Genomic DNA, 20,145 nt, shown 5'->3' on the forward strand with positions numbered 1-20,145 from the left:
TTTTGGTGTACTCTTGCCGCCCTGGCATGAGGATAATAATGAATGGACATGACTTTTTTACGCGCCAGCTTTCTGGCTATGCTTTTTTTCCTGACCGCGTGTAACGATCCCACACCCGTGGCGAAAACCGACGCACCCGCCGCGACGGTGCTCGAAGGCAAAACGATGGGCACCTTCTGGCGCGTCAGCGTGATGAACCTCGATAAAACGCGCACAGATGAACTTCGCGGCAAAATCCAGTCTCAGCTGGATGCCGACGATCAGCTGCTCTCAACCTATAAAAATGACTCGGCGCTGATGCGCTTTAACCTCTCCACCAGCACCTCCCTGTGGCCGGTGAGCGAGGCGATGGCCGATATCGTGACCGAATCTATACGCGTGGGTTATAAAACCAACGGTGCGATGGATGTGACCGTCGGACCGCTGGTAAACCTCTGGGGATTTGGCCCTAACAAACAGCCGGCGACCACGCCTGAACAGGCGGCCATTGATGACGCCCGCGCCCGGACAGGGCTGCAGCATCTGACGGTGATCAATCAGTACGGACAACAGTACCTGCAAAAAGATATCCCCGATCTGTTTGTCGATCTGTCGACGGTAGGGGAAGGCTATGCGGCGGATCATCTTGCAGCGCTGATGGCCCAGGAAGGCATTTCCCGCTATCTGGTCTCCGTGGGCGGCGCGCTAGTCAGCCGGGGGATGAACGCAAGCGATAAGCCGTGGCGCGTAGCGATTCAAAAGCCGACCGATCGGCAAAATGCCGTGCAGGCGATAGTGGATATCAACGGACATGGCATCAGTACCTCCGGAAGCTACCGTAACTATTACGAGCTTGACGGAAAGCGTATTTCGCATGTTATCGATCCGCAGACCGGCCGTCCCATCACGCATAACCTGGTCTCGGTGACGGTCATTGCCCCCACCGCGCTGGAAGCGGATGCCTGGGATACCGGATTAATGGTTCTCGGCCCGGAAAAAGCCAAAGAGGTGGTTCGTCAGGAAGGGCTGGCGGTTTATATGATCACCAAAGAGGGCGACGGGTTTAAAACCTGGAGCTCGCCGCAGTTCAACAGTTTCCTGGTGCGCGACAAAAATTAAAAAGCAAGGTTGCGGGTTTTTTATCACTGGCGCTCAGGCAGGCTCTATGTATGCTTACATGAGGAGCCGATAATGAGAAACCCAACCTTTATTACCGATGAGGATCGCTGGCAGGCCGTGCTGGCCCGCGATCCGCTCGCTGACGAACAGTTTGTTTTCGCCGTGCAGACCACGGGTATTTTCTGCCGCCCGTCATGCCGCGCCCGCCACGCGCTGCGTAAAAATGTCCGCTTTTATCCCGATGCCCACCATGCCGTTCAGGCAGGGTTTCGCCCGTGCAAGCGCTGCATGCCGGACAAACGCGATCCGCAGGCGCAGAAGCTGGCAAAAGTGGAGCACGCCTGCCGTCTTCTGGAGCAGGATCCCACGCTAACCCTGGAGGGGCTGGCGCAGCAGGTCGCCATGAGCCCTTTCCATTTCCATCGTCTGTTTAAGTCCGTGACCGGCATGACGCCAAAGGCCTGGCAGCAGGCGGCGCGAGGCCAGCGCCTGCGCACCGCGCTTGCACAGGGAGACAAAGTTACCGACGCCGTGCTGGCGGCGGGCTTTCCCGACAGCAGCAGCTATTATCGTAAAGCTAACGATGCGCTGGGCATGACGGCGAAGCAGTACCGCAAAGGGGATGTGGCGGTGCGTTATGCCATTAGCGACTGTTCGTTAGGACGCTGTCTGGTTGCAGAAAGCGAGCGGGGGATCTGCGCGATCCTGCTGGGTGACAGCGATGCAGAATTAGCCGAAGAGCTTGCCGCGCAATTTCCAAAAGCAGCACATGCGCCGCTGGAGGAGGATTTCGCGCGGCGAATCCGTCAGGTGATTGCCAGTATTGATAACCGCGACGTACCGCTTGCGCTGCCGCTGGATATTCGCGGAACCGCGTTCCAGCAGCGCGTCTGGCAGGCCCTTCGCAACATTCCCTGCGGCGAAACGGCAAGTTACCAGCAGGTGGCGCAGGCGATTGGCCAGCCCAGTGCGGTACGCGCCGTTGCCGGAGCCTGTGCGGCAAACACGCTGGCGATTGTGATCCCCTGTCATCGCGTGGTTCGTAACGACGGCGCGCTGTCGGGTTACCGTTGGGGGACGGCGCGAAAAGCGCTATTACTGAAACGTGAGGCGAAACGCCAGGAGGGATAATGCTCGATCTTTTTGCGGATGCTGAACCCTGGCAGGAGCCGCTTGCGCCGGGGGCTGTGATCCTGCGCCGCTTTGCACTCTCCCGTGCGGCGGCGCTGCTGGCCGGTATCGACGAGGTGACGGCGGTTTCGCCGTTTCGCCATATGGTGACGCCGGGCGGCTACACCATGTCGGTGGCCATGGCCAACTGCGGGGAACTGGGCTGGGCGACGAACGAGCGGGGCTATCTGTATGCCCCGAACGATCCCGCTACCGGCCAGCCGTGGCCCCCGATGCCCGCGGTTTTTCAGTCTCTCTGCCACGAGGCCGCTGTAGCAGCGGAGTATCCTGACTTCCGGCCGGATGCTTGCCTGATCAACCGCTACGCCGTTGGCGCGAAGCTCTCGCTGCATCAGGACAAGGATGAACCCGATCTTCGCGCGCCTATCGTCTCGGTATCGTTAGGTTTGCCTGCCGTCTTCCAGTTTGGGGGATTACGCCGCAACGACCCGCTCAAGCGCATCATGCTGGAACATGGCGATGTGGTGGTGTGGGGCAGGGAGTCGCGGCTTTATTATCACGGCATTCAGCCGCTGAAGCCCGGGGTCCACCCGCTCACGGGCGAGTACCGTTTCAACCTGACCTTCCGTCAGGCGGGGTACAGTAAACTAAAATAAGAATTATTCTTGATGTCCGCGCAGGGCAGTTTACACTGCTTGCTGATTTTTATTGTCCGGATTGCCTGCATGCAACTACTTCTCCTCGTCTGGCGTCAGTATCGCTGGCCCTTCATCGCAGTAATGGCGTTAAGCCTCGCCAGCGCCGCGCTGGGTATTGGCCTGATCGCGTTTATTAACGTGCGGTTGATTGAAATGGTCGATACCTCGCTCTCCGTTCTGCCGGAGTTTCTCGGCCTGCTGCTCCTGTTGATGGCGGTTACGCTCGGTTCCCAGCTTGCGCTGACCACGCTCGGGCACCATTTCGTTTTCCGTTTGCGCAGTGAGTTTATCAAGCGGATCCTGGACACCCAGATTGAGCGCGTTGAGCAGCTCGGCAGCGCATCCCTGCTGGCGGGGCTGACCAGCGACGTGCGCGCCATCACCATCGCGTTCGTTCGGCTGCCGGAGCTGGTGCAGGGGATCATTCTGACCTTTGGTTCGGCCGCTTATCTCGCCTGGCTCTCCAGCAAAATGCTGGCGGTGACCGCCCTGTGGATTGCCATTACCATCTGGGGAGGTTTTATGCTGGTGTCGCGCGTCTATAAACACATGGCGGTGCTGCGCGAAACCGAAGATAAGCTCTACAACGATTACCAGACGGTCCTGGAAGGGCGCAAAGAGCTCACCCTGAACCGCGAGCGCGCCGAGCATATCTTTAATCATCTCTATATCCCGGACGCGCGCGAATACCGTCATCATATTATTCGCGCCGATACCTTCCACCTGAGCGCGGTGAACTGGTCAAACATCATGATGCTGGGTGCCATTGGCCTGGTATTCTGGATGGCGAACGGCCTGGGCTGGGCGGACACCAACGTAGCGGCAACCTACTCGCTGACGCTGCTGTTTTTACGCACGCCGCTGCTCTCGGCAGTCGGTGCGTTGCCCACCCTGCTGAGTGCGCAGGTGGCCTTTAATAAGCTCAAAAAATTCGATCTCGCGCCGTTTAAAGCAGAATTCCCGCGCCCGCAGGCCTTCCCTAACTGGCAGACGCTGGAGCTGCGTAACGTCACGTTCCGCTATCATGACAGCGCCTTCTCCGTGGGGCCGGTGAACCTGACGATCCGGCGCGGTGAACTGCTGTTCCTCATCGGCGGCAATGGCAGCGGTAAATCTACGCTGGCGATGTTGCTGACCGGACTCTATCAGCCGCAGTCGGGCGAGATTTTGCTGGACGGCAAGGCGCTGAGCGCGGAGAAACCCGAGGATTACCGCAAGCTTTTCTCGGCGGTGTTCACCGACGTCTGGCTGTTCGATCGGCTGCTTGGGCCGGAAGGGCAACAGGCCAATCCTGCGCTGGTGGAAAAATGGCTGAAGCAGCTGCAGATGTCGCACAAGCTGGAGTTACAGGACGGGAAGATCCTCAACCTGAAGCTTTCTAAAGGGCAGAAAAAGCGCGTGGCGCTGCTGCTGGCGCTGGCGGAAGAGCGTGACATCATCCTGCTGGATGAGTGGGCGGCCGATCAGGACCCGCATTTCCGCCGCGAGTTTTATCAGGTGCTGCTGCCGCTGATGCAGGAGATGGGCAAAACCATTTTCGCCATCAGCCACGACGATCACTACTTCATTCATGCTGACCGCCTGCTGGAGATGCGTGACGGCAAGCTGAGCGAGCTGACCGGTGAAGAGCGCGATGCGGCCTCGCGTGACGCGGTAGCGCGCACGGCCTGATGCCCTTACCCTGGCCCTCTCCCACTGGGAGAGGGGATAGATCGTGGCCGTAATGACGCTTTTTTCTCCATCCCGTCCCGTTGTTTATTCTTATTTACATATCCCCGCGCTATGCTTAACCACAACTCATTTAATGGATTTATGATTGATGTCGGTATTAAAGAAAAACAGCGCCAGACAGCGTGACCAGGAGCGCGCACGACTCATCTGGCTTCTCACGACCGATAAAGCGGTCACTTCTACGCTTTTAGGCAAACTCACCCTGGCTGAGCAATATGATGTCGGCACCCTGGCCGACGATATTGCTGAGGTAGGTGCGCTGGTTGCTCATTTACCCCCGCCGGATCTGGCGGATACCCTTGAAGCGCTTCCCTCGGAAGAACGTCACGCCCTGTGGCGTCTGGTGCAGGATCACGAGCGCGGGCAGGTGCTGCTTGAGGCCTCCGAAAACGTCTGGGACGACCTGATCGACGAGATGAGCGACCGGGATATTCTCGACGCTTTGCAAACTCTGGATATCGACGAGCAGATTTACCTCGTTCAGCACCTGCCGCGAAACCTGACCGGCCGCCTGCTGGCGTCGCTGCCTGCCGATGAACGCGCGCGCGTGCGTCAGGTGATGCATTACGAGAAAAACAGCGTCGGCGCGATCATGGAGTTCGGCGTTATCACGGTGCGACCGGACGTCACGCTCGGTACCGTGCAGCGCTATCTGCGTCGCCTGGGCAAAATGCCGGACAACACCGATAAACTGTTTGTCACCTCCCGGGATAAAACCCTGCTCGGCGAGCTGGAGCTGAAAACCATCCTGCTCAACAGCACCCAGCGGAAGGTGAGCGAGGTGATGGAAAACGAGCCGATGGTCTTCTCTCCGGAAGACGACGCGGAAAAAGCGGCGCGTACCTTCGAGCGTGACGACCTGGTGAGTGCTGCCGTCGTGGATTCCGTCGGCAAACTGATGGGGCGTCTGACCATCGATGAGATCGTTGATGTGGTCTATGAAGAAACAGACAACGACCTGCGCGCGCTCGGCGGGATCAGCGCCGAAGATGACGTCCATGCCTCTGTCGGCAAGGCGGTAAAAACGCGCTGGGCGTGGCTGGCCATTAACCTGTGCACCGCGTTTATCGCCTCCCGCGTGATCGACGGTTTTGAACACACCATTTCACAGCTGGTGGCGCTGGCCTCGCTGATGCCGATTGTGGCCGGAATTGGCGGTAACACCGGAAACCAGACCATCACCATGATCGTCCGTGCGCTGGCGCTGGAAAACATTCAGCCAGGTAACTTTTCGTGGCTCATTTTTAGAGAGATGGGCGTCGCGCTAATTAACGGCCTGGTGTGGGGCGGAATTATGGGCGGCATCACCTGGTGGCTGTATGACGATATGGCGCTGGGCGGTGTGATGATGCTGGCAATGGTGCTCAACCTGTTGGTGGCATCAATGATGGGGGTCATTATCCCACTGACGATGACTAAACTGGGGCGCGACCCCGCGGTGGGGTCGAGCGTGATGATCACCGCCATCACCGATACCGGCGGTTTCTTTATTTTTCTTGGGCTGGCGACGATTTTTCTTCTGTAGCCCGACGCTTAATGCGGGCGGGGAGGAGTGCCATGACGATAATCCCGCCCAGCACGCCAATCGCCAGATTGCCGGTTGATACCGTGGCGGCAACGGTGACCAGCATGACGACCGTTTCTGCTATCGGGGCCGTTTTCACCGTGGCTGGCTGAAGGCTGTGCCAGCTGAAGGTTTTGACGGCGACAATCGCCATAATACCTGCCAGCACCGCCATCGGGATTTTGGCCATCACGTCACTGAGCGCCGTCACCAGGATCAGCAGCACAATGCCCGCCGCAAAGGTTGAAATGCGGCTTCGACCTTTCCCCATCTCCACGTTGACGATGGTTTGTCCGATCATCGCGCAGCCTGCAATCCCGCCATAAAAACCGGCCAGAATATTGCCGACGCCTAATCCAATGCTTTCGCGGCGTTTACCTGACGATGTCGCGGTCAGCTCATCCACCAGCTTTGCCGTCAGCAGGGATTCCAGCAGGCCGACAAACGCGATGCTCAGCGCGCACGGCCAGATAATGCTCAGCGTCTGTATATTGAGGGGGACGAGAAGTTCGGTAAGACCCGGCAAACCTCCGCTCATGGAGCCTTCATCGCCCACGGTCGGCAGGATTTGACCGGTTGAAACGGTGAACACGGTAAGCACAACAATCGCAATCAGCGGGGATGGGATGCTTTTGAGATAGCGCGGCACCCACAGCACGATCAGCAGCGTCAGGACGAACAGGCCCACAATCAGCGGGCTTCGGCTCCAGAAATGCGGCACCTGAGCGAAGAAGATCAAAATACCCAGGGCGTTAACAAATCCGGTCATGACGACTGAGGTATAAAGCGCATCAGCCTTGCCATGCCCAGCACGCCAAACAGAATCTGAATCACGCCCGCCATCAGCACGGCGGGAAGAATGTACTGTACGCCGTGCTGATGCACCATCGGGCCAATGACCAGCGCCACGGACCCGGCCGCTGCCGTGACCATCGCCGGGCGACCACCGAGTACAGACAGGGCAAGACACAGCACCACGGAGGCGATCAGGCTGACCTTCGGGTCAACGCCCGCCACCACCGAAAATGAGATAACCTCGGGGATCAGCGCCAGGGCGGTAATCACGCCTGCCAGCGTTTCACGCGTCAGCCGCTTTGGGGAACGCAGCACGTTGGCTACGCGGTCTTCGGGGGATACAGCAGAATGGGGTAAGGACATAACAGTTCGCTGGTTAGGGCAGGCTTCCGTGCGCGCGATCGCAAAACGCAACATACTAGCCAGTAAAACCGCGCTTTACCAGACGCATCGATAATTCCTCACAAACAATCCATCATTAAATTTCACAATTACAATAATTTCGTAACCTTTAAACAATATTTAAAAGTTGTTACCGTGCCCCCGCAGCTTTTTTCACCTGCAATTTCCACGCATCAAGCACTTTTACACTAAGGCATAAATTATGAAAAAAATGACTGCCATGCTCTTTTCTCTGGCCGTGGGGCTTAACACCGTCTCCATGGCGGCGAAAGCTGACGCACCAAAAGAGCAGGAAACGGACGTCCTTTTAATTGGTGGCGGTATCATGAGCGCCACACTGGGAACTTATCTGCAAGAACTGCAGCCGGACTGGTCTATGACCATGGTCGAGCGCCTTGATGGCGTGGCGCAGGAGAGTTCGAACGGATGGAATAACGCCGGTACCGGACATTCGGCACTCATGGAACTGAACTATACGCCGCAGAAAAAGGACGGTTCCATTAGTATCGAGAAGGCGGTAGAGATCAACGAAGCATTCCAGGTTTCTCGCCAGTTCTGGTCTCATCAGGTCAACAGCGGCGTGATGCACGACCCGCACTCCTTTATCAACACCGTGCCGCACATGAGCTTTGTGTGGGGTGAGCAGAACGTTAACTTCCTGCGCGCGCGCTACGCCGCTCTGCAGCAGAGCACGCTGTTCCGCGGGATGAAATACTCTGAAGACCACGCGCAGATTAAAGAGTGGGCTCCGCTGGTCATGGAAGGTCGTGACCCGAACCAGAAAGTGGCGGCGACCCGTACCGAAATTGGTACCGACGTTAACTACGGTGAAATTACCCGTCAGCTGGTGACGTCTCTGAAGAAAAAAGAGAACTTCAACCTGCAGCTCAGCACCGAAGTGCGCGGCTTCAAGCGCAACGCGGATAACAGCTGGAGCGTGACCGTCGCCGATCTGAAAAACAACGAAGCCGAGCACGTCATCAAGGCGAAGTTTGTCTTTATCGGTGCGGGCGGCGCGGCGCTGAAGCTGCTGCAGGAGTCCGGTATTCCGGAAGCTGACGACTACGCGGGCTTCCCGGTGGGCGGCCAGTTCCTGGTGTCCGATAACCCGGAAGTGGTGAATCGTCATCTGGCAAAAGTGTACGGCCAGGCTTCCGTTGGCGCACCGCCGATGTCCGTTCCGCACATCGATACCCGTATGCTTGACGGCAAACGCGTGGTGCTGTTTGGGCCGTTCGCGACCTTCTCCACCAAGTTCCTGAAAAATGGCTCCCTGTGGGATCTGCTCAGCGCCACGACCACCTCTAACGTCAAGCCGATGATGGACGTGGGTCTGGATAACTTCGACCTGGTGAAATACCTGATTAGCCAGGTGATGCTCTCTGACGATGACCGCTTCGAGGCGCTGAAAGAGTACTATCCGCAGGCGAAGAAAGAAGACTGGCGTCTGTGGCAGGCGGGTCAGCGCGTACAGATCATCAAGCGCGATCCGAAAGAGGGTGGCGTGCTGCGTCTGGGTACCGAAGTGGTAAGCGATAAGGATGGCACCATCGCCGCGCTGCTGGGTGCGTCACCGGGCGCGTCTACCGCTGCGCCAATCATGCTGCACCTGATGGAAAAAGTGTTTAAAGATAAAGTCGCCAGCCCGGAATGGCAGGCGAAGCTGAAAACCATTATTCCATCCTACGGCACGAAGCTGAACGGCAACGTGAGCGCGACGGAGCAGGAGCTGGAATACACCAGCCGCGTACTGCAGCTGCAATACATCAAGCCACAGGCTGCGGATGCGGCGCCAAAAGCGGAGCTGAAGCCTCAGCCGGAAAACAAACCGGTTGCGGATATCGCGCTGTAAGGTAAAAGCAAAACGGTAACATCCGTTACCGTTTTTAGTGTTTTCTCCCTCTCCCGGTGGGAGAGAGTTGGGATGAGGGCACCAGAGCGCGCCCTTTCCGGGTCGGGTAAGGCGAAGCCGCCACCCGATTTATTTTTAACGTACTACCGCTTGTCCGACAGTCTCATCAGCCTTCCACACGCGATACTTCACTTCCACGTTTTCAGGCGTATAGACCACGATTGGCAGCTTGCTGTTATAGCGCAGCAGACTATTGTCGCCCAGATACGCCGTTACAAATTTCTTCTCTTTCTTGCCGTCCGGGCAGGCCATCATGGTGGAGACCGGAGAGGTCACTTTGTCAAAGACGTAATAGTCGTAACCCCAGCCTTCAAGGGTTTTACTTTCCAGCTGCCCGCCCAGACGGTGCTGGTTGCAGTCCACTTCCAGCGTCTTGCCAATTAACAGTTCCACTTTGAAGTTCGCTTCATCCTGCTGAACCGGCAGCTGAATCACCTGACGCTTCATCCCTTTGTTCGCCTGCGGGTACGGAGCCACTTTTTCCAGCGGCTGCTGTTTTGGGGTTTCGCTGGCGAAAGCGCTGCTGCTGACGCACGCGGCGGCGATGAGGGCGATGGCAAATTTAGGTGCGTTTTTCATTATCATTCCTTTATGTCAAAACGATCCTGCGCAGGTTAACATAACAATGATGAATGATTGGTGTTATTTACTTACATTTTCAATATGGATAGCGAAATAAACCACGTATTTGCCATTTAAGTAGAGATTTGTACTGGCATGGAGTCCGGCAGGCGTTTGTGTTATTTTAGACCCTCTTTAATGTTATTCATCTGTAAAAGGGAAGAGAGATGGTTCGTGCAAAACTGAAAACGCCTGAAGGCCGCAAGTTCCTCCTGGCGCTGCTGGTTGTGTTTATGATTGCTGCCGCGTGCGTGGGGCGCGCAACCATTGTTGGCGTTATCGAACAGTACAATATCCCCCTCTCTGCCTGGACAACCAGCATGTATGTCCTGCAGTCGGCGATGATCTTCGTCTACAGCCTGGTGTTCACCGTTCTGCTGGCCATTCCGCTGGGCATCTTCTTCCTGGGCGGACGTGAGAAGCATTAAGCATTCACCTCAGAGAATGAAGCCAGCCTGCGGGCTGGCTTTTTTTATATCAGATGATTTTTATTCGCATTTCCAGGATATTCTGTTTCGAACGAGGTTGTTCGACATAAAGCAGGAGATGCGCAATGTTATCCCGGTTTGCAACGCTCAGCCGGATCCCAAAAGGAGTCTGGGTTGTGGGTGGCGTCAGTATGTTGATGGATATCTCCTCGGAGATCATTCACAGCCTGCTGCCTTTGTTTATGGTCACGACGCTCGGTGCCAGCGTGATTTTCATTGGTTTGATTGAAGGTCTGGCTGAGGCCACTGCGCTGTTTATCAAAGTATTTTCCGGCGCAATCAGTGATTATCTGGGCAAACGTAAAGGGCTGGCGGTTCTGGGCTACGGTCTTGGCGCGTTGAGTAAACCGTTGTTTGCTATTGCCTCTTCCTCCGGCATGATTCTTGGGGCACGCTTAATTGACCGGGTAGGGAAGGGGATCCGGGGGGCGCCGCGCGATGCGCTGGTCGCTGACGTTACGCCGCCGGAACTCCGCGGCGCGGCCTTTGGTTTGCGTCAGTCGATGGACACCATTGGCGCCTTTCTCGGGCCGTTGCTGGCCGTAGGCTTAATGCTGCTGTGGAATGATGATTTTCGTACCATTTTCTGGATTGCGGTGATCCCCGGCGTACTGGCCGTTGCCTTGCTTTTCTTTGGCCTGCATGAGCCTAAAACCCCTGTCGAACATAAACGAACGAACCCCATCAAAAGAGAGAACCTCAGGCGCCTCGGGAAAGGCTGCTGGTGGGTCATTGGCCTGGGTGCCATCTTCACGCTCGCACGTTTCAGTGAAGCATTTCTTGTCCTTCGCGCTCAGCAGTCGGGTGTGCCGCTGGCGCTGATCCCGCTGGTGATGGTTGCCATGAATCTGCTCTATTTCCTCTCTGCCTATCCTTTTGGCAAGTTATCCGACGTGATGAGCCACACCCGATTATTGCAGTGGGGGCTGGTGGTGCTGATTGGCGCGGACATTGTGCTGGCGATGAGTACCCACTGGGCAGGCATTATTTTAGGCGTTGCGCTTTGGGGGATACATATGGGCATGACCCAGGGGCTGCTGGCGGCAATGATTGCGAAAACCGCGCCTGCGGATCTGCGCGGTACCGCCTACGGTATGTTTAGTCTGGTCAGCGGCGTGGGGTTATTAGTCGCCAGCCTGGGGGCAGGGGCAATCTGGGAGACGTTTGGTGCGCAGTATACTTTCTATGCCGGGGCGGTGATTTGTCTGGTGACGTTGGTTTATCTGCGAAAAACACCTGGCGAAATGGAATAAAAAACCAGCCGTAAAAGGCTGGTTTTGATAATAATTTTGGTCGGCACGAGAGGATTTGAACCTCCGACCCCCGACACCCCATGACGGTGCGCTACCAGGCTGCGCTACGTGCCGACGCATAAAAAGAATACTACTCGATTCCGTTTTGAATGCAAGGGAATCTGTCGCTAACTGGTTTATTATTAATCAGTTAGCGATGAAGCGCTTCTCATCCGTCAGGACCTGAAGCAGCAGGCTCAGCTGCGGTTTCTGGTCTTTCAACCGTTCACCCTGCAGATTATACGTCTGATAATTCCCGTTGCTGTTCAGCACCAGCGTCAGCTTCGGCGTGGTCACCACCAGCGTATTATTCCCCGCAGCCGTCACCCAGTTGTGGCGGCGCGCGGCGCTGAAGAGATCCTGCCCCTGCGAATACTCGTTGGCCGGCGTGCTGACGTGCAGCAGGCGTTGCATCAGGGTCGTCATCACATCTTTATGCTCGGTGAGCATATTGATGCGCTGCGCCGGCGTGCCTGGCCAGTGGATCACCAGCGGAACCTGCAGATTCGGACGAGACCAGCTCATACTCTTCGTCTCGTCACCTAACGGCACGCCATGGCCCGCGGTCACGATCACCACGGTGTTGTCCAGCTTGCCCGACTCGCGAAGTGCATCAAGCACGCGGCCTATCTGCGCATCAACATCGCCAGCCGCGCGGCCATAACGGCGCGCAAAGTCATTCTTATTGCTGTCAGCAAGCGTTGTGCCGTTAAAGGCAACCCATGAGAACCAGCGGTTGTCTTCCTGGGCGTAGCGCTGCAGCCAGTTTATCCACTGGCCGGCGGTCTGCGCATCGGACTGTTTTTGTGCCGTCGGCAGTGAGAAATCGGACAGCAGCGCCTGACGGTAGAGCGGGCTGTTAAAGCCATCGGAGGAGAACAACCCTAGCTGATAGCCTTGCTGATTCAGCCCGGTGATCAGCGCCGCAGGTGTGCGGGTAGACAGTACGCCGTCCATGTAGCCGGCTGAAATGCCATAGAAGAGGCCAAAGATACCCGCATCGGTTGTGTTACCGGAGCTCATATGCTGAGTAAACGAGACGTTTTGACTCGCGAAAGCGGCCAGCGCAGGCATCTGCTTCTCGAAACGGGAATAGTTCAGGCCATCGACTGTGATCAGCAGGACGTTTTGCCCGCGTCCCATATCGCGGTAGTTCAGGTCGCTCAGAGGATACTGAACGCTGACGGCTTCCGGATTACCCTGCTCGATAAGACGGCGCTGGTACTCTTGCGCATCAAGCAGACCGTGTTTCTCAAGGAAGCGACGGGCCGTCATCGGGTACGAGAGCGGCAGGTTCGCGCGCTGCATGGTAATAGGGCGATAGAAGTTCGCATCCGCCCAGATATACATGATGTGCGAACTGATAAAGGAGACGAAGAAGAGCGCGGCGACGGGCTTCGCATAATGGCGTCGCCGGGTCAGACTGCGGAGCTTTTGCCAGCTCCAGGTGGCGAACAGCATCTCAATCAGCAGGATCACCGGGACGCTGATAAACATCAGCTGCCAGTCACGGGCCGTTTCGTTCTGGTCGGGGTTAATCACCAGTTCCCAGACGATGGGGTTGAGGTGCAGGTGGAAGCGGGTGAACACTTCACTGTCGATAAGCAGCAGCGTCATCCCCACCGTCGCAAGGATGGCGGACAAGAACCGCATCAGACGCTGCGACATGACGATAAACGTCAAGGGGAACAGGATCAGCAGATAGGTGGCGAAAACCAAAAAGCTAAAGTGACCGACAACGCTTATCCAGGAGTAGATACGCCCGGTTAGCGTTGTTGGCCAGTCTGCGACAAACAGATAACGACAGCCAATGACCGTCGCCAGCAGAATGTTGAACAGGGCAAACCAGTGCCCCCAGCTGACCATCTGGGAGACTTTTTCACGGTAGCGCTGACGATTCGTCACCATAAACTGTTGTTCGTATCCCTTAATGGGCCGGGTCGTTGCTGACGGACGACTGTAAAGCCTGGGCGAAAGATTTTGCGATCGCCTGACGCTGAGCCGGAGCAACGCTGGTGTTAATCAGGTTGGTGACCATATTTCCCAAAACCATCAGGGAGAGATCGGTCGGCGTTTTATGTTTTTCCAGTACGTTGACCAGCTCACTGAGCAGTTGTTCAACGTGTTCATCACTGTAGCGGGAATGTTGTGGCATAAATCAAAATCAGTTTGTTGATGAAAGGGCAACATATTACCGTAGCAACAGCTTTTTTTCCCCTTTTTTATCTGTTGTTGCACACATGTCCTGGTGGTGGTTGAATACCGCCCGGTCTAAAAGGAGAGTTTATCATGAGTCTGGAAATCAACCAGATTGCCTTGCACCAGCTTATCAAGCGTGATGAGCAAACCCTTGAAGTGGTGCTGCGCGATTCGTTACTGGAACCCACGGCGACCGTGGTGGAGATGATGGCAGAGCTGCATCGCGTCTACAGCGCCAAAAATAAAGCCTATGGCCTGTTCAGCGAAGAGAGTGAACTGGCCGATAGCCTGCGCCTGCAGCGTCAGGGCGAAGAGGATTTCCTGGCGTTTAGCCGCGCCGCCACCGGGCGTCTGCGCGACGAGCTGGCGAAATATCCGTTCGCCGACGGCGGGATCGTGCTGTTCTGCCACTATCGCTACCTGGCGGTCGAGTATCTGCTGGTTACCGTGCTGAATAACTTAAGCAGCATGCGCGTGAATGAGCAGCTGGATATCAGCTCAACGCATTATCTGGATATCAACCATGCGGATATCGTGGCGCGTATTGATTTAACCGAATGGGAAACTAACCCGGAGTCGACCCGCTATCTGACTTTCCTGAAAGGGCGCGTGGGCCGCAAAGTGGCGGATTTCTTTATGGATTTCCTCGGTGCCAGCGAAGGTCTTAACGCCAAAGCGCAGAACAAAGGGCTGCTCCAGGCGGTTGACGACTTCACGGCTGAAGCGCAGCTCGATAAATCTGAGCGCCAGACCGTGCGCCAGCAGGTCTACAGCTACTGCAACGAACAGCTGCAGGCAGGGGAGGAGATCGAGCTGGAGTCCTTGTCAAAAGAGCTGGCGGGCGTCAGCGAAGTCAGCTTCCAGGAATTCACCGCGGAGAAAGGCTATGAGCTTGAAGAGAGCTTCCCGGCAGATCGCAGTACGCTGCGTCAGTTAACCAAGTTTGCCGGCAGCGGCGGTGGGTTAACCATCAACTTTGACGCGATGTTGCTGGGTGAACGCATCTTCTGGGATCCGGCCACCGATACGCTGACCATTAAAGGTACGCCGCCGAACCTGCGCGATCAGCTTCAGCGCCGCACCTCGGGTGGGAAATAACAGCCATAAAAAAACCCCGCAGAAGCGGGGTTTTTTTTCGACGAGTTTGCGATTACGCGCGAACGAAGTCGATGTGAGTCAGTTTTGGCTTGAACGCGTGACGCTGAACAGCCTGAACTTTCACTTTTTCTTCTTTACCGCCAACAACGATGGTCAGAACTTCGCTGTAGAATTCAGCTTTGGTCTGCAGGTTCCACAGTTTGTCGTGATCCAGTTCGATTGCAACTGGAGCAGCTTCGCCACCGTAAACGATAGCCGGGAACTTGTTAGCGTTACGCAGGCGGCGGCTCGCACCCTTACCCTGCACGTTACGTACTTCTGCTTCGATAGTGAACATTGATTTCTCTCTGTATTTAAAACCCTACTACAGGCGACCCAGCAGCAGGTGAGTGTTCTGCCTCACGGATGTGAAGCGGGCGGCATTTTATACTCAAATGCCCCTCACATCAATGAAAAGTCCCGTTAACCGCGCAATTCGTTGGCGCGACGGAAGCGACCTTCGTAGTCAAAGAGCTTCTCGCGCACCTGCCAGAACTGGCCTTTTTTACGGGCGACGACAAAATCCGGATGGCGCAATAGCACCTGCTGGCGCACGATATCGGCCACGGTTATCCAGCGCAGGGGCACGCCCGGCGTGCGGGTATGCGGGCGGATAAACAGCTGCTCGAAGGCCATTCGCTGGGCAGGCGTCTGAACCCGGAAGCGCTCGCTGACGTCCGCCCCGTCTTCGTCGTAATAGGTGATTTTCAACCACTCACCTTTTTCATCGGCGCCGGGCTGCAGTGCCATGCCGGAACAGCGCAGCACCAGCGCATCTTTCAGCTTTAGCGCCGCTTTCAGCATGTCGTCCGGGTCAACCAGCACCGTGTCGCATTCCCGGCAGCGGCGAGCGGCAATGTCGTTTTCGGCGTTGCACTGCGGGCAGTTTTTGAACCGGAAGCGGAAATCGCACTGCTCGCGATGCCCGTCATCATCTTCAAACCAGCCCTGACAGCGGCGGCCAAAGTGTTCGATCAGCGTACCGTCGGCGGTGGTTTTTCCCCAGAAGGTGTTGGCAAACCCGCAGGCAGGGCAAAAGACCTGCACGGGCACGTTGTCGCTTTTCCCTTTTGGCGCGCCGACCTCAGGCGTATAGAGATCGTGCGGGTTCCCGGCATAATCCAGAATCAGGCAGTCGGTTTTCCCCGGGGCCAGACGCAGGCCGCGGCCAACAATTTGCTGATACAAACTGACCGATTCGGTCGGGCGCAAAATGGCGATCAGGTCGACGTGCGGGGCGTCAAAGCCGGTGGTCAATACCGACACGTTTACCAGATAGCGGAACTGCTGGGCCTTAAACGCGTCAATCAGGGCGTCGCGCTCCGGGCCGGGCGTTTCGCCGGTGATTAACGCCGCGTCGCCGGCGGGCAGTAATCCGGTGATTTCACGCGCGTGCTCAACGGTGGCGGCAAAGATCATTACCCCCTTGCGCGTCGCGGCGAACTCCTCAATCTGGCTGATAATATGCGGCGTAATACGCTTCTGCTTTTTCAGCTCCTGATTGAGATCCGCTTCGCTGAATAAGCCGTTGCTCTGTGCCTGCAAACGGCTGAAATCGTACTGCACCACCGGCATATCCAGCCGTTCAGGCGGCGTCAGGTAGCCGTGTTTAATCATGTAGCGCAGCGGAAGTTCGTAAATGCAGTCGCTAAACAGGGCCTTGTCATCACCGCGAACCATGCCGTGATAATGATAGCGATAGATCCAGCCTTTCCCCAGGCGAAACGGGGTCGCCGTCAGGCCCAGCAGGCGCAGGTGAGGATTCACCGCTTTCAGGTGAGCCAGGATTTGCTGGTACTGGCTGTCGTCGTCATCGCTGATGCGGTGACACTCGTCGACGATCAGCAGCGAAAATTCGTTGCGAAACAGGTCCAGATTGCGCGCCACCGACTGCACGCTGCCGAAGACCACTTTGCCGCGGCTCTCTTTGCGCTTCAGCCCGGCGGCGAAAATATCGGCTTCCAGCCCAAGCGCACAATACTTGGCGTGGTTTTGCGCGACGAGCTCTTTAACGTGCGCCAGCACCAGCACGCGACCACGGGCCAGACGCGCCAGTTCGGCGATGACCAGGCTTTTGCCTGCGCCTGTCGGGAGCACAATCGCCGCCGGCTCGCGATGTTTACGGAACCATGCGAGGGTGGCGTCAACGGCTTCCTGCTGATAGGGACGAAGTGTAAAAGTCATAGGGTCTCGGTTTCGTTATTCCGCACATATACCCGTCATACTTCAAGTTGCCTGTGCGTTGGCTGCACTCGTTCACCCCGGTCACTTACTTATGTAAGCTCCCGGGGATTCACTCCTTTGCCGCGTGACTCGGCCTGTGGCCTCGCCCCTACGGGGCCAGCGCAAGCGCTGTTCAAAACGCTATAGGCGTTTTGTCATGCAACTCGAATTATTTAGGGTATAGATAGTATGCCACGAAACTTTTTCCCTTGAGTGGCGCAACCAGACCATTATACTGAACCGTTCCAGACTGCTTCTTTTTTCGGACCTGTTGTCCGACTTCCAGCACCATTAAGGCTAAAAAGATTTCATGCGACTTGATAAGTTTATCGCTCAGCAACTCGGCGTAAGCCGCGCTATTGCCGGGCGTGAAATTCGCGCCAGCCGCGTTACCGTGGATGGCGACATTGTGAGAGACAGCGCGTTCAAACTGCAACCTGACCATCAGGTGGAGTATGACGGCAATCCGCTGACCCAGCAGCACGGTCCGCGCTACTTCATGCTCAATAAGCCGGAAGGCTACGTCTGCTCAACGGACGATCCCGATCACCCGACGGTGCTCTATTTCCTCGACGAACCGGTGGCGCACAAGCTGCACGCCGCAGGCCGCCTCGACATCGACACCACGGGGCTGGTACTGATGACCGACGACGGGCAGTGGTCGCATCGCATTACTTCCCCGCGTCACCACTGCGAGAAAACCTATCTGGTCACGCTGGAGTCGCCGGTGTCGGATGACACGGCAGAGCAATTCACGAAAGGCGTTCAGCTGCATAATGAAAAAGATCTGACCAAACCCGCCGTGCTTGAGGTGATCACGCCGACGGAGGTCCGTCTGACCATCAGCGAAGGGCGTTACCATCAGGTGAAACGTATGTTTGCCGCGGTGGGGAACCACGTTGTTGGCCTGCATCGTGAGCGGATTGGTGCGATCGAACTCGATCCCGACCTGGCGCCAGGCGAATATCGCCCGTTAACGGAAGAAGAGATCGCCAGCGTCGGTCTGCCTTCGCACTAATTTCAGGAGAGCTCTGTGACCACCAGGCCACACTCGTCGTTCAAAATCGTCTTCATTCTTGGCCTGCTGGCCATGCTGATGCCGCTGTCTATTGATATGTACCTGCCCGCGCTGCCGGTGATTTCTGCGCAGTTTGGCGTCCCGGCGGGCAGCGCGCAGATGACGCTCAGCACCTATATTCTCGGCTTTGCCCTCGGCCAGCTGTTTTATGGCCCGATGGCGGACAGTCTTGGACGCAAGCCCGTTATTCTGGGCGGGACGCTGGTCTTTGCAGCCGCAGCGGTTGCCTGTGCGCTGGCGCAGACCATCGATCATTTGATTATCATGCGCTTCTTCCACGGTCTGGCGGCGGCAGCGGCAAGCGTGGTGATTAACGCCCTGATGCGCGATATTTACCCGAAAGAAGAGTTCTCCCGCATGATGTCGTTCGTGATGCTGGTGACGACGATTGCGCCGCTGGTGGCCCCGATGGCCGGTGGCGCGGTGCTGGTGTGGTTTAGCTGGCATGTGATTTTCTGGATCCTGGCCCTGGCCGCGCTGCTGGCCTCGGCGATGATTTTCTTCTTTATTGATGAAACGCTTCCCGTCGAGCGCCGTCAGAAATTCCACATCCGAACCACAATCGGCAACTTTGCCTCGCTGTTTCGCCACAAGCGCGTGCTCAGCTATATGCTGGCAAGCGGGTTCAGCTTCGCCGGGATGTTCTCCTTCCTGAGCGCCGGGCCGTTTGTCTACATCGAGCTGAACCACGTTTCGCCGCAGCACTTCGGCTACTATTTCGCGCTTAACATCGTCTTCCTGTTCATCATGACCATCATCAACAGCCGTTTTGTCCGGCGGGTGGGGGCGCTGAACATGTTCCGCGCCGGGCTGTGGATCCAGTTTGTGATGGCTATCTGGCTGGTGGTGAGCGCGTTTCTGGGCGTGGGCTTCTGGGCGCTGGTGGTCGGCGTGGCGGCCTTTGTCGGCTGCGTGTCGATGGTGTCATCTAATGCGATGGCGGTGATCCTGGATGAGTTTCCGCATATGGCGGGCACCGCCTCTTCCCTGGCGGGGACGTTCCGCTTCGGTATAGGCGCTATCGTCGGGGCATTGCTTTCGATGGCCACCTTTACGACGGCATGGCCCATGCTGTGGGCGATGGCTTTTTGCGCCACCAGCTCGATACTCTTCTATCTTTACGCCAGTCGACCGCGAAAAGCGGCCCACTAAAATACAGAGAAGGCCCGGCAGGGCCTTTTTTGTTGATGCATATCAACCAAACCCCCGTTCGTTTATTCCGTGTTTGTTTATTTTATGTAAAATCTATTTGTGTAAAAAGTCACATCATTGTATTCAAAAAGGTTGAGTTAGATCGCAGAAACGGGTACATATAGCGCCGACGCGAGCCTGGATATCGATAAAAAAGCGCTGAATAGTGCAGGCTGGCGATGATGTGTTACTATAAATGTAAATAAATTGTGAAGTAAATTTTGCTTCCGGGGAACGAACGTGAATACATTACAACTCTCCATTGTCCATCGCTTGCCCCAGAGCTATCGCTGGTCGGCGGGTTTTGCAGGTTCGAAAGTTGAACCGATTCCGCAAAGCGTCGCGGGCTGCGAAAACTGCCTGGTGGCGCTCAAGCTGCTGAGCCCGAGCGATGAAAATGCGTGGCGGGTGATGGAGCGTCTCAGTCAGGCCCTGACGGATATCGAAGTGGACAGCTCCGTGCTGGAGTGTGAAGGTGAGCCGTGCCTGTTCGTGAAAAGCCAGGACGAGTTTGCCGCCACCTGCCGTCTGAAGAATTTTGGCGTTGCCATCGCGGAGCCTTTCTCCGGCCAGTACCCGTTTTGA

Annotated in this window: 17 protein-coding genes, 1 tRNA gene and 1 pseudogene; 12 read left to right on the forward strand and 7 right to left on the reverse strand. The window is 56.6% G+C overall.

What is annotated here, in order from left to right; translation table 11 throughout:
- The first annotated feature begins 42 nt into the window (after positions 1 to 42).
- From apbE to mgtE, 5 genes are all read left to right on the forward strand, one after another.
- Entirely contained in the window at positions 43 to 1,098 is a 1,056-nt protein-coding gene (gene apbE / locus ACZ6J2_RS06740) for an FAD:protein FMN transferase ApbE (RefSeq protein WP_471725234.1), read from the forward strand.
- 72 nt (positions 1,099 to 1,170) lie between these two features.
- On the forward strand, positions 1,171 to 2,229 hold the full coding sequence (gene ada, locus ACZ6J2_RS06745; protein WP_471725235.1) for a bifunctional DNA-binding transcriptional regulator/O6-methylguanine-DNA methyltransferase Ada: 1,059 nt from the start codon (positions 1,171 to 1,173) through the stop codon (positions 2,227 to 2,229).
- The gene (gene alkB / locus ACZ6J2_RS06750; protein ID WP_471725236.1) at positions 2,229 to 2,885 is read left to right on the forward strand and encodes a DNA oxidative demethylase AlkB; all 657 of its coding nucleotides are present in this window, start codon (positions 2,229 to 2,231) and stop codon (positions 2,883 to 2,885) included. The genes ada and alkB overlap by 1 nt, the downstream gene beginning before the upstream one ends.
- Positions 2,886 to 2,954: 69 nt before the next feature.
- A complete protein-coding gene (locus tag ACZ6J2_RS06755; protein ID WP_471725237.1) occupies positions 2,955 to 4,598 on the forward strand; it encodes a multidrug ABC transporter permease/ATP-binding protein in 1,644 nt (547 codons plus the stop codon).
- A gap of 148 nt (positions 4,599 to 4,746) precedes the next feature.
- Positions 4,747 to 6,183, forward strand: coding sequence for a magnesium transporter (gene mgtE, locus ACZ6J2_RS06760; protein WP_471725238.1), 1,437 nt, complete (start codon positions 4,747 to 4,749; stop codon positions 6,181 to 6,183).
- On the opposite strand, the pseudogene ACZ6J2_RS06765 reads toward mgtE, so the two are convergent.
- Positions 6,146 to 7,434, reverse strand: a pseudogene (locus ACZ6J2_RS06765) (SulP family inorganic anion transporter). The gene mgtE and the pseudogene ACZ6J2_RS06765 overlap by 38 nt on opposite strands.
- Before the next feature lie 187 nt (positions 7,435 to 7,621).
- Between ACZ6J2_RS06765 and mqo the strand changes: the two are divergent.
- A complete protein-coding gene (gene mqo, locus ACZ6J2_RS06770) occupies positions 7,622 to 9,271 on the forward strand; it encodes a malate dehydrogenase (quinone) (protein WP_032646585.1) in 1,650 nt (549 codons plus the stop codon).
- 135 nt (positions 9,272 to 9,406) lie between these two features.
- On the opposite strand, the gene eco is transcribed toward mqo, so the two are convergent.
- A complete protein-coding gene (gene eco, locus ACZ6J2_RS06775; protein WP_471725239.1) occupies positions 9,407 to 9,910 on the reverse strand; it encodes a serine protease inhibitor ecotin in 504 nt (167 codons plus the stop codon).
- A 209-nt stretch (positions 9,911 to 10,119) separates the two neighbouring features.
- Here eco and ACZ6J2_RS06780 point away from each other — a divergent pair, with 209 nt between their 5' ends.
- Positions 10,120 to 10,380 carry a DUF2534 family protein gene (locus tag ACZ6J2_RS06780; RefSeq protein WP_008500962.1) on the forward strand — a complete coding sequence of 87 codons (261 nt, stop codon included), beginning with the start codon at positions 10,120 to 10,122 and terminating at the stop codon, positions 10,378 to 10,380.
- Positions 10,381 to 10,505: 125 nt separating this feature from the next.
- The gene (locus tag ACZ6J2_RS06785; RefSeq protein ID WP_471725240.1) at positions 10,506 to 11,693 is read left to right on the forward strand and encodes an MFS transporter; all 1,188 of its coding nucleotides are present in this window, start codon (positions 10,506 to 10,508) and stop codon (positions 11,691 to 11,693) included.
- A gap of 37 nt (positions 11,694 to 11,730) precedes the next feature.
- Here the strand turns inward: ACZ6J2_RS06785 and ACZ6J2_RS06790 are convergent.
- The 3 genes from ACZ6J2_RS06790 to ACZ6J2_RS06800 all read right to left on the reverse strand — a co-directional run bounded on the left by ACZ6J2_RS06790 (position 11,731) and on the right by ACZ6J2_RS06800 (position 13,887).
- Positions 11,731 to 11,807: transfer RNA gene (locus ACZ6J2_RS06790), tRNA-Pro, on the reverse strand.
- Positions 11,808 to 11,879: 72 nt separating this feature from the next.
- Positions 11,880 to 13,640 carry an LPS biosynthesis-modulating metalloenzyme YejM gene (gene yejM, locus ACZ6J2_RS06795; RefSeq protein WP_471725241.1) on the reverse strand — a complete coding sequence of 587 codons (1,761 nt, stop codon included), beginning with the start codon at positions 13,638 to 13,640 and terminating at the stop codon, positions 11,880 to 11,882.
- Between the two features lie 19 nt (positions 13,641 to 13,659).
- On the reverse strand, positions 13,660 to 13,887 hold the full coding sequence (locus tag ACZ6J2_RS06800) for a YejL family protein (protein WP_008500958.1): 228 nt from the start codon (positions 13,885 to 13,887) through the stop codon (positions 13,660 to 13,662).
- A 134-nt stretch (positions 13,888 to 14,021) separates the two neighbouring features.
- Here ACZ6J2_RS06800 and yejK point away from each other — a divergent pair, with 134 nt between their 5' ends.
- On the forward strand, positions 14,022 to 15,029 hold the full coding sequence (gene yejK, locus ACZ6J2_RS06805; RefSeq protein ID WP_008500957.1) for a nucleoid-associated protein YejK: 1,008 nt from the start codon (positions 14,022 to 14,024) through the stop codon (positions 15,027 to 15,029).
- A gap of 52 nt (positions 15,030 to 15,081) precedes the next feature.
- Here the strand turns inward: yejK and rplY are convergent, their stop codons facing one another.
- Positions 15,082 to 15,366, reverse strand: a complete 285-nt coding sequence (gene rplY / locus ACZ6J2_RS06810; RefSeq protein WP_023312497.1) for a 50S ribosomal protein L25 — start codon at positions 15,364 to 15,366, stop codon at positions 15,082 to 15,084.
- A 125-nt stretch (positions 15,367 to 15,491) separates the two neighbouring features.
- Positions 15,492 to 17,252: a DNA repair helicase RadD gene (gene radD / locus ACZ6J2_RS06815; protein WP_471725242.1), complete on the reverse strand. Its 1,761-nt coding sequence runs from the start codon at positions 17,250 to 17,252 to the stop codon at positions 15,492 to 15,494.
- Between the two features lie 349 nt (positions 17,253 to 17,601).
- Between radD and rsuA the strand changes: the two genes are divergently transcribed.
- The 3 genes from rsuA to ACZ6J2_RS06830 all read left to right on the forward strand — a co-directional run bounded on the left by rsuA (position 17,602) and on the right by ACZ6J2_RS06830 (position 20,145).
- Complete coding sequence (gene rsuA, locus ACZ6J2_RS06820; RefSeq protein ID WP_023312495.1) at positions 17,602 to 18,309, forward strand: 16S rRNA pseudouridine(516) synthase RsuA; 708 nt, start codon at positions 17,602 to 17,604, stop codon at positions 18,307 to 18,309.
- A gap of 15 nt (positions 18,310 to 18,324) precedes the next feature.
- Positions 18,325 to 19,521 (forward strand): Bcr/CflA family multidrug efflux MFS transporter, encoded by a 1,197-nt coding sequence (locus ACZ6J2_RS06825; RefSeq protein WP_008500953.1) that lies wholly within the window; start codon positions 18,325 to 18,327, stop codon positions 19,519 to 19,521.
- 279 nt (positions 19,522 to 19,800) lie between these two features.
- Positions 19,801 to 20,145, forward strand: a complete 345-nt coding sequence (locus ACZ6J2_RS06830) for a YejG family protein (protein WP_028013883.1) — start codon at positions 19,801 to 19,803, stop codon at positions 20,143 to 20,145.

This window comes from Enterobacter sp. E14S, assembly GCF_055666685.1.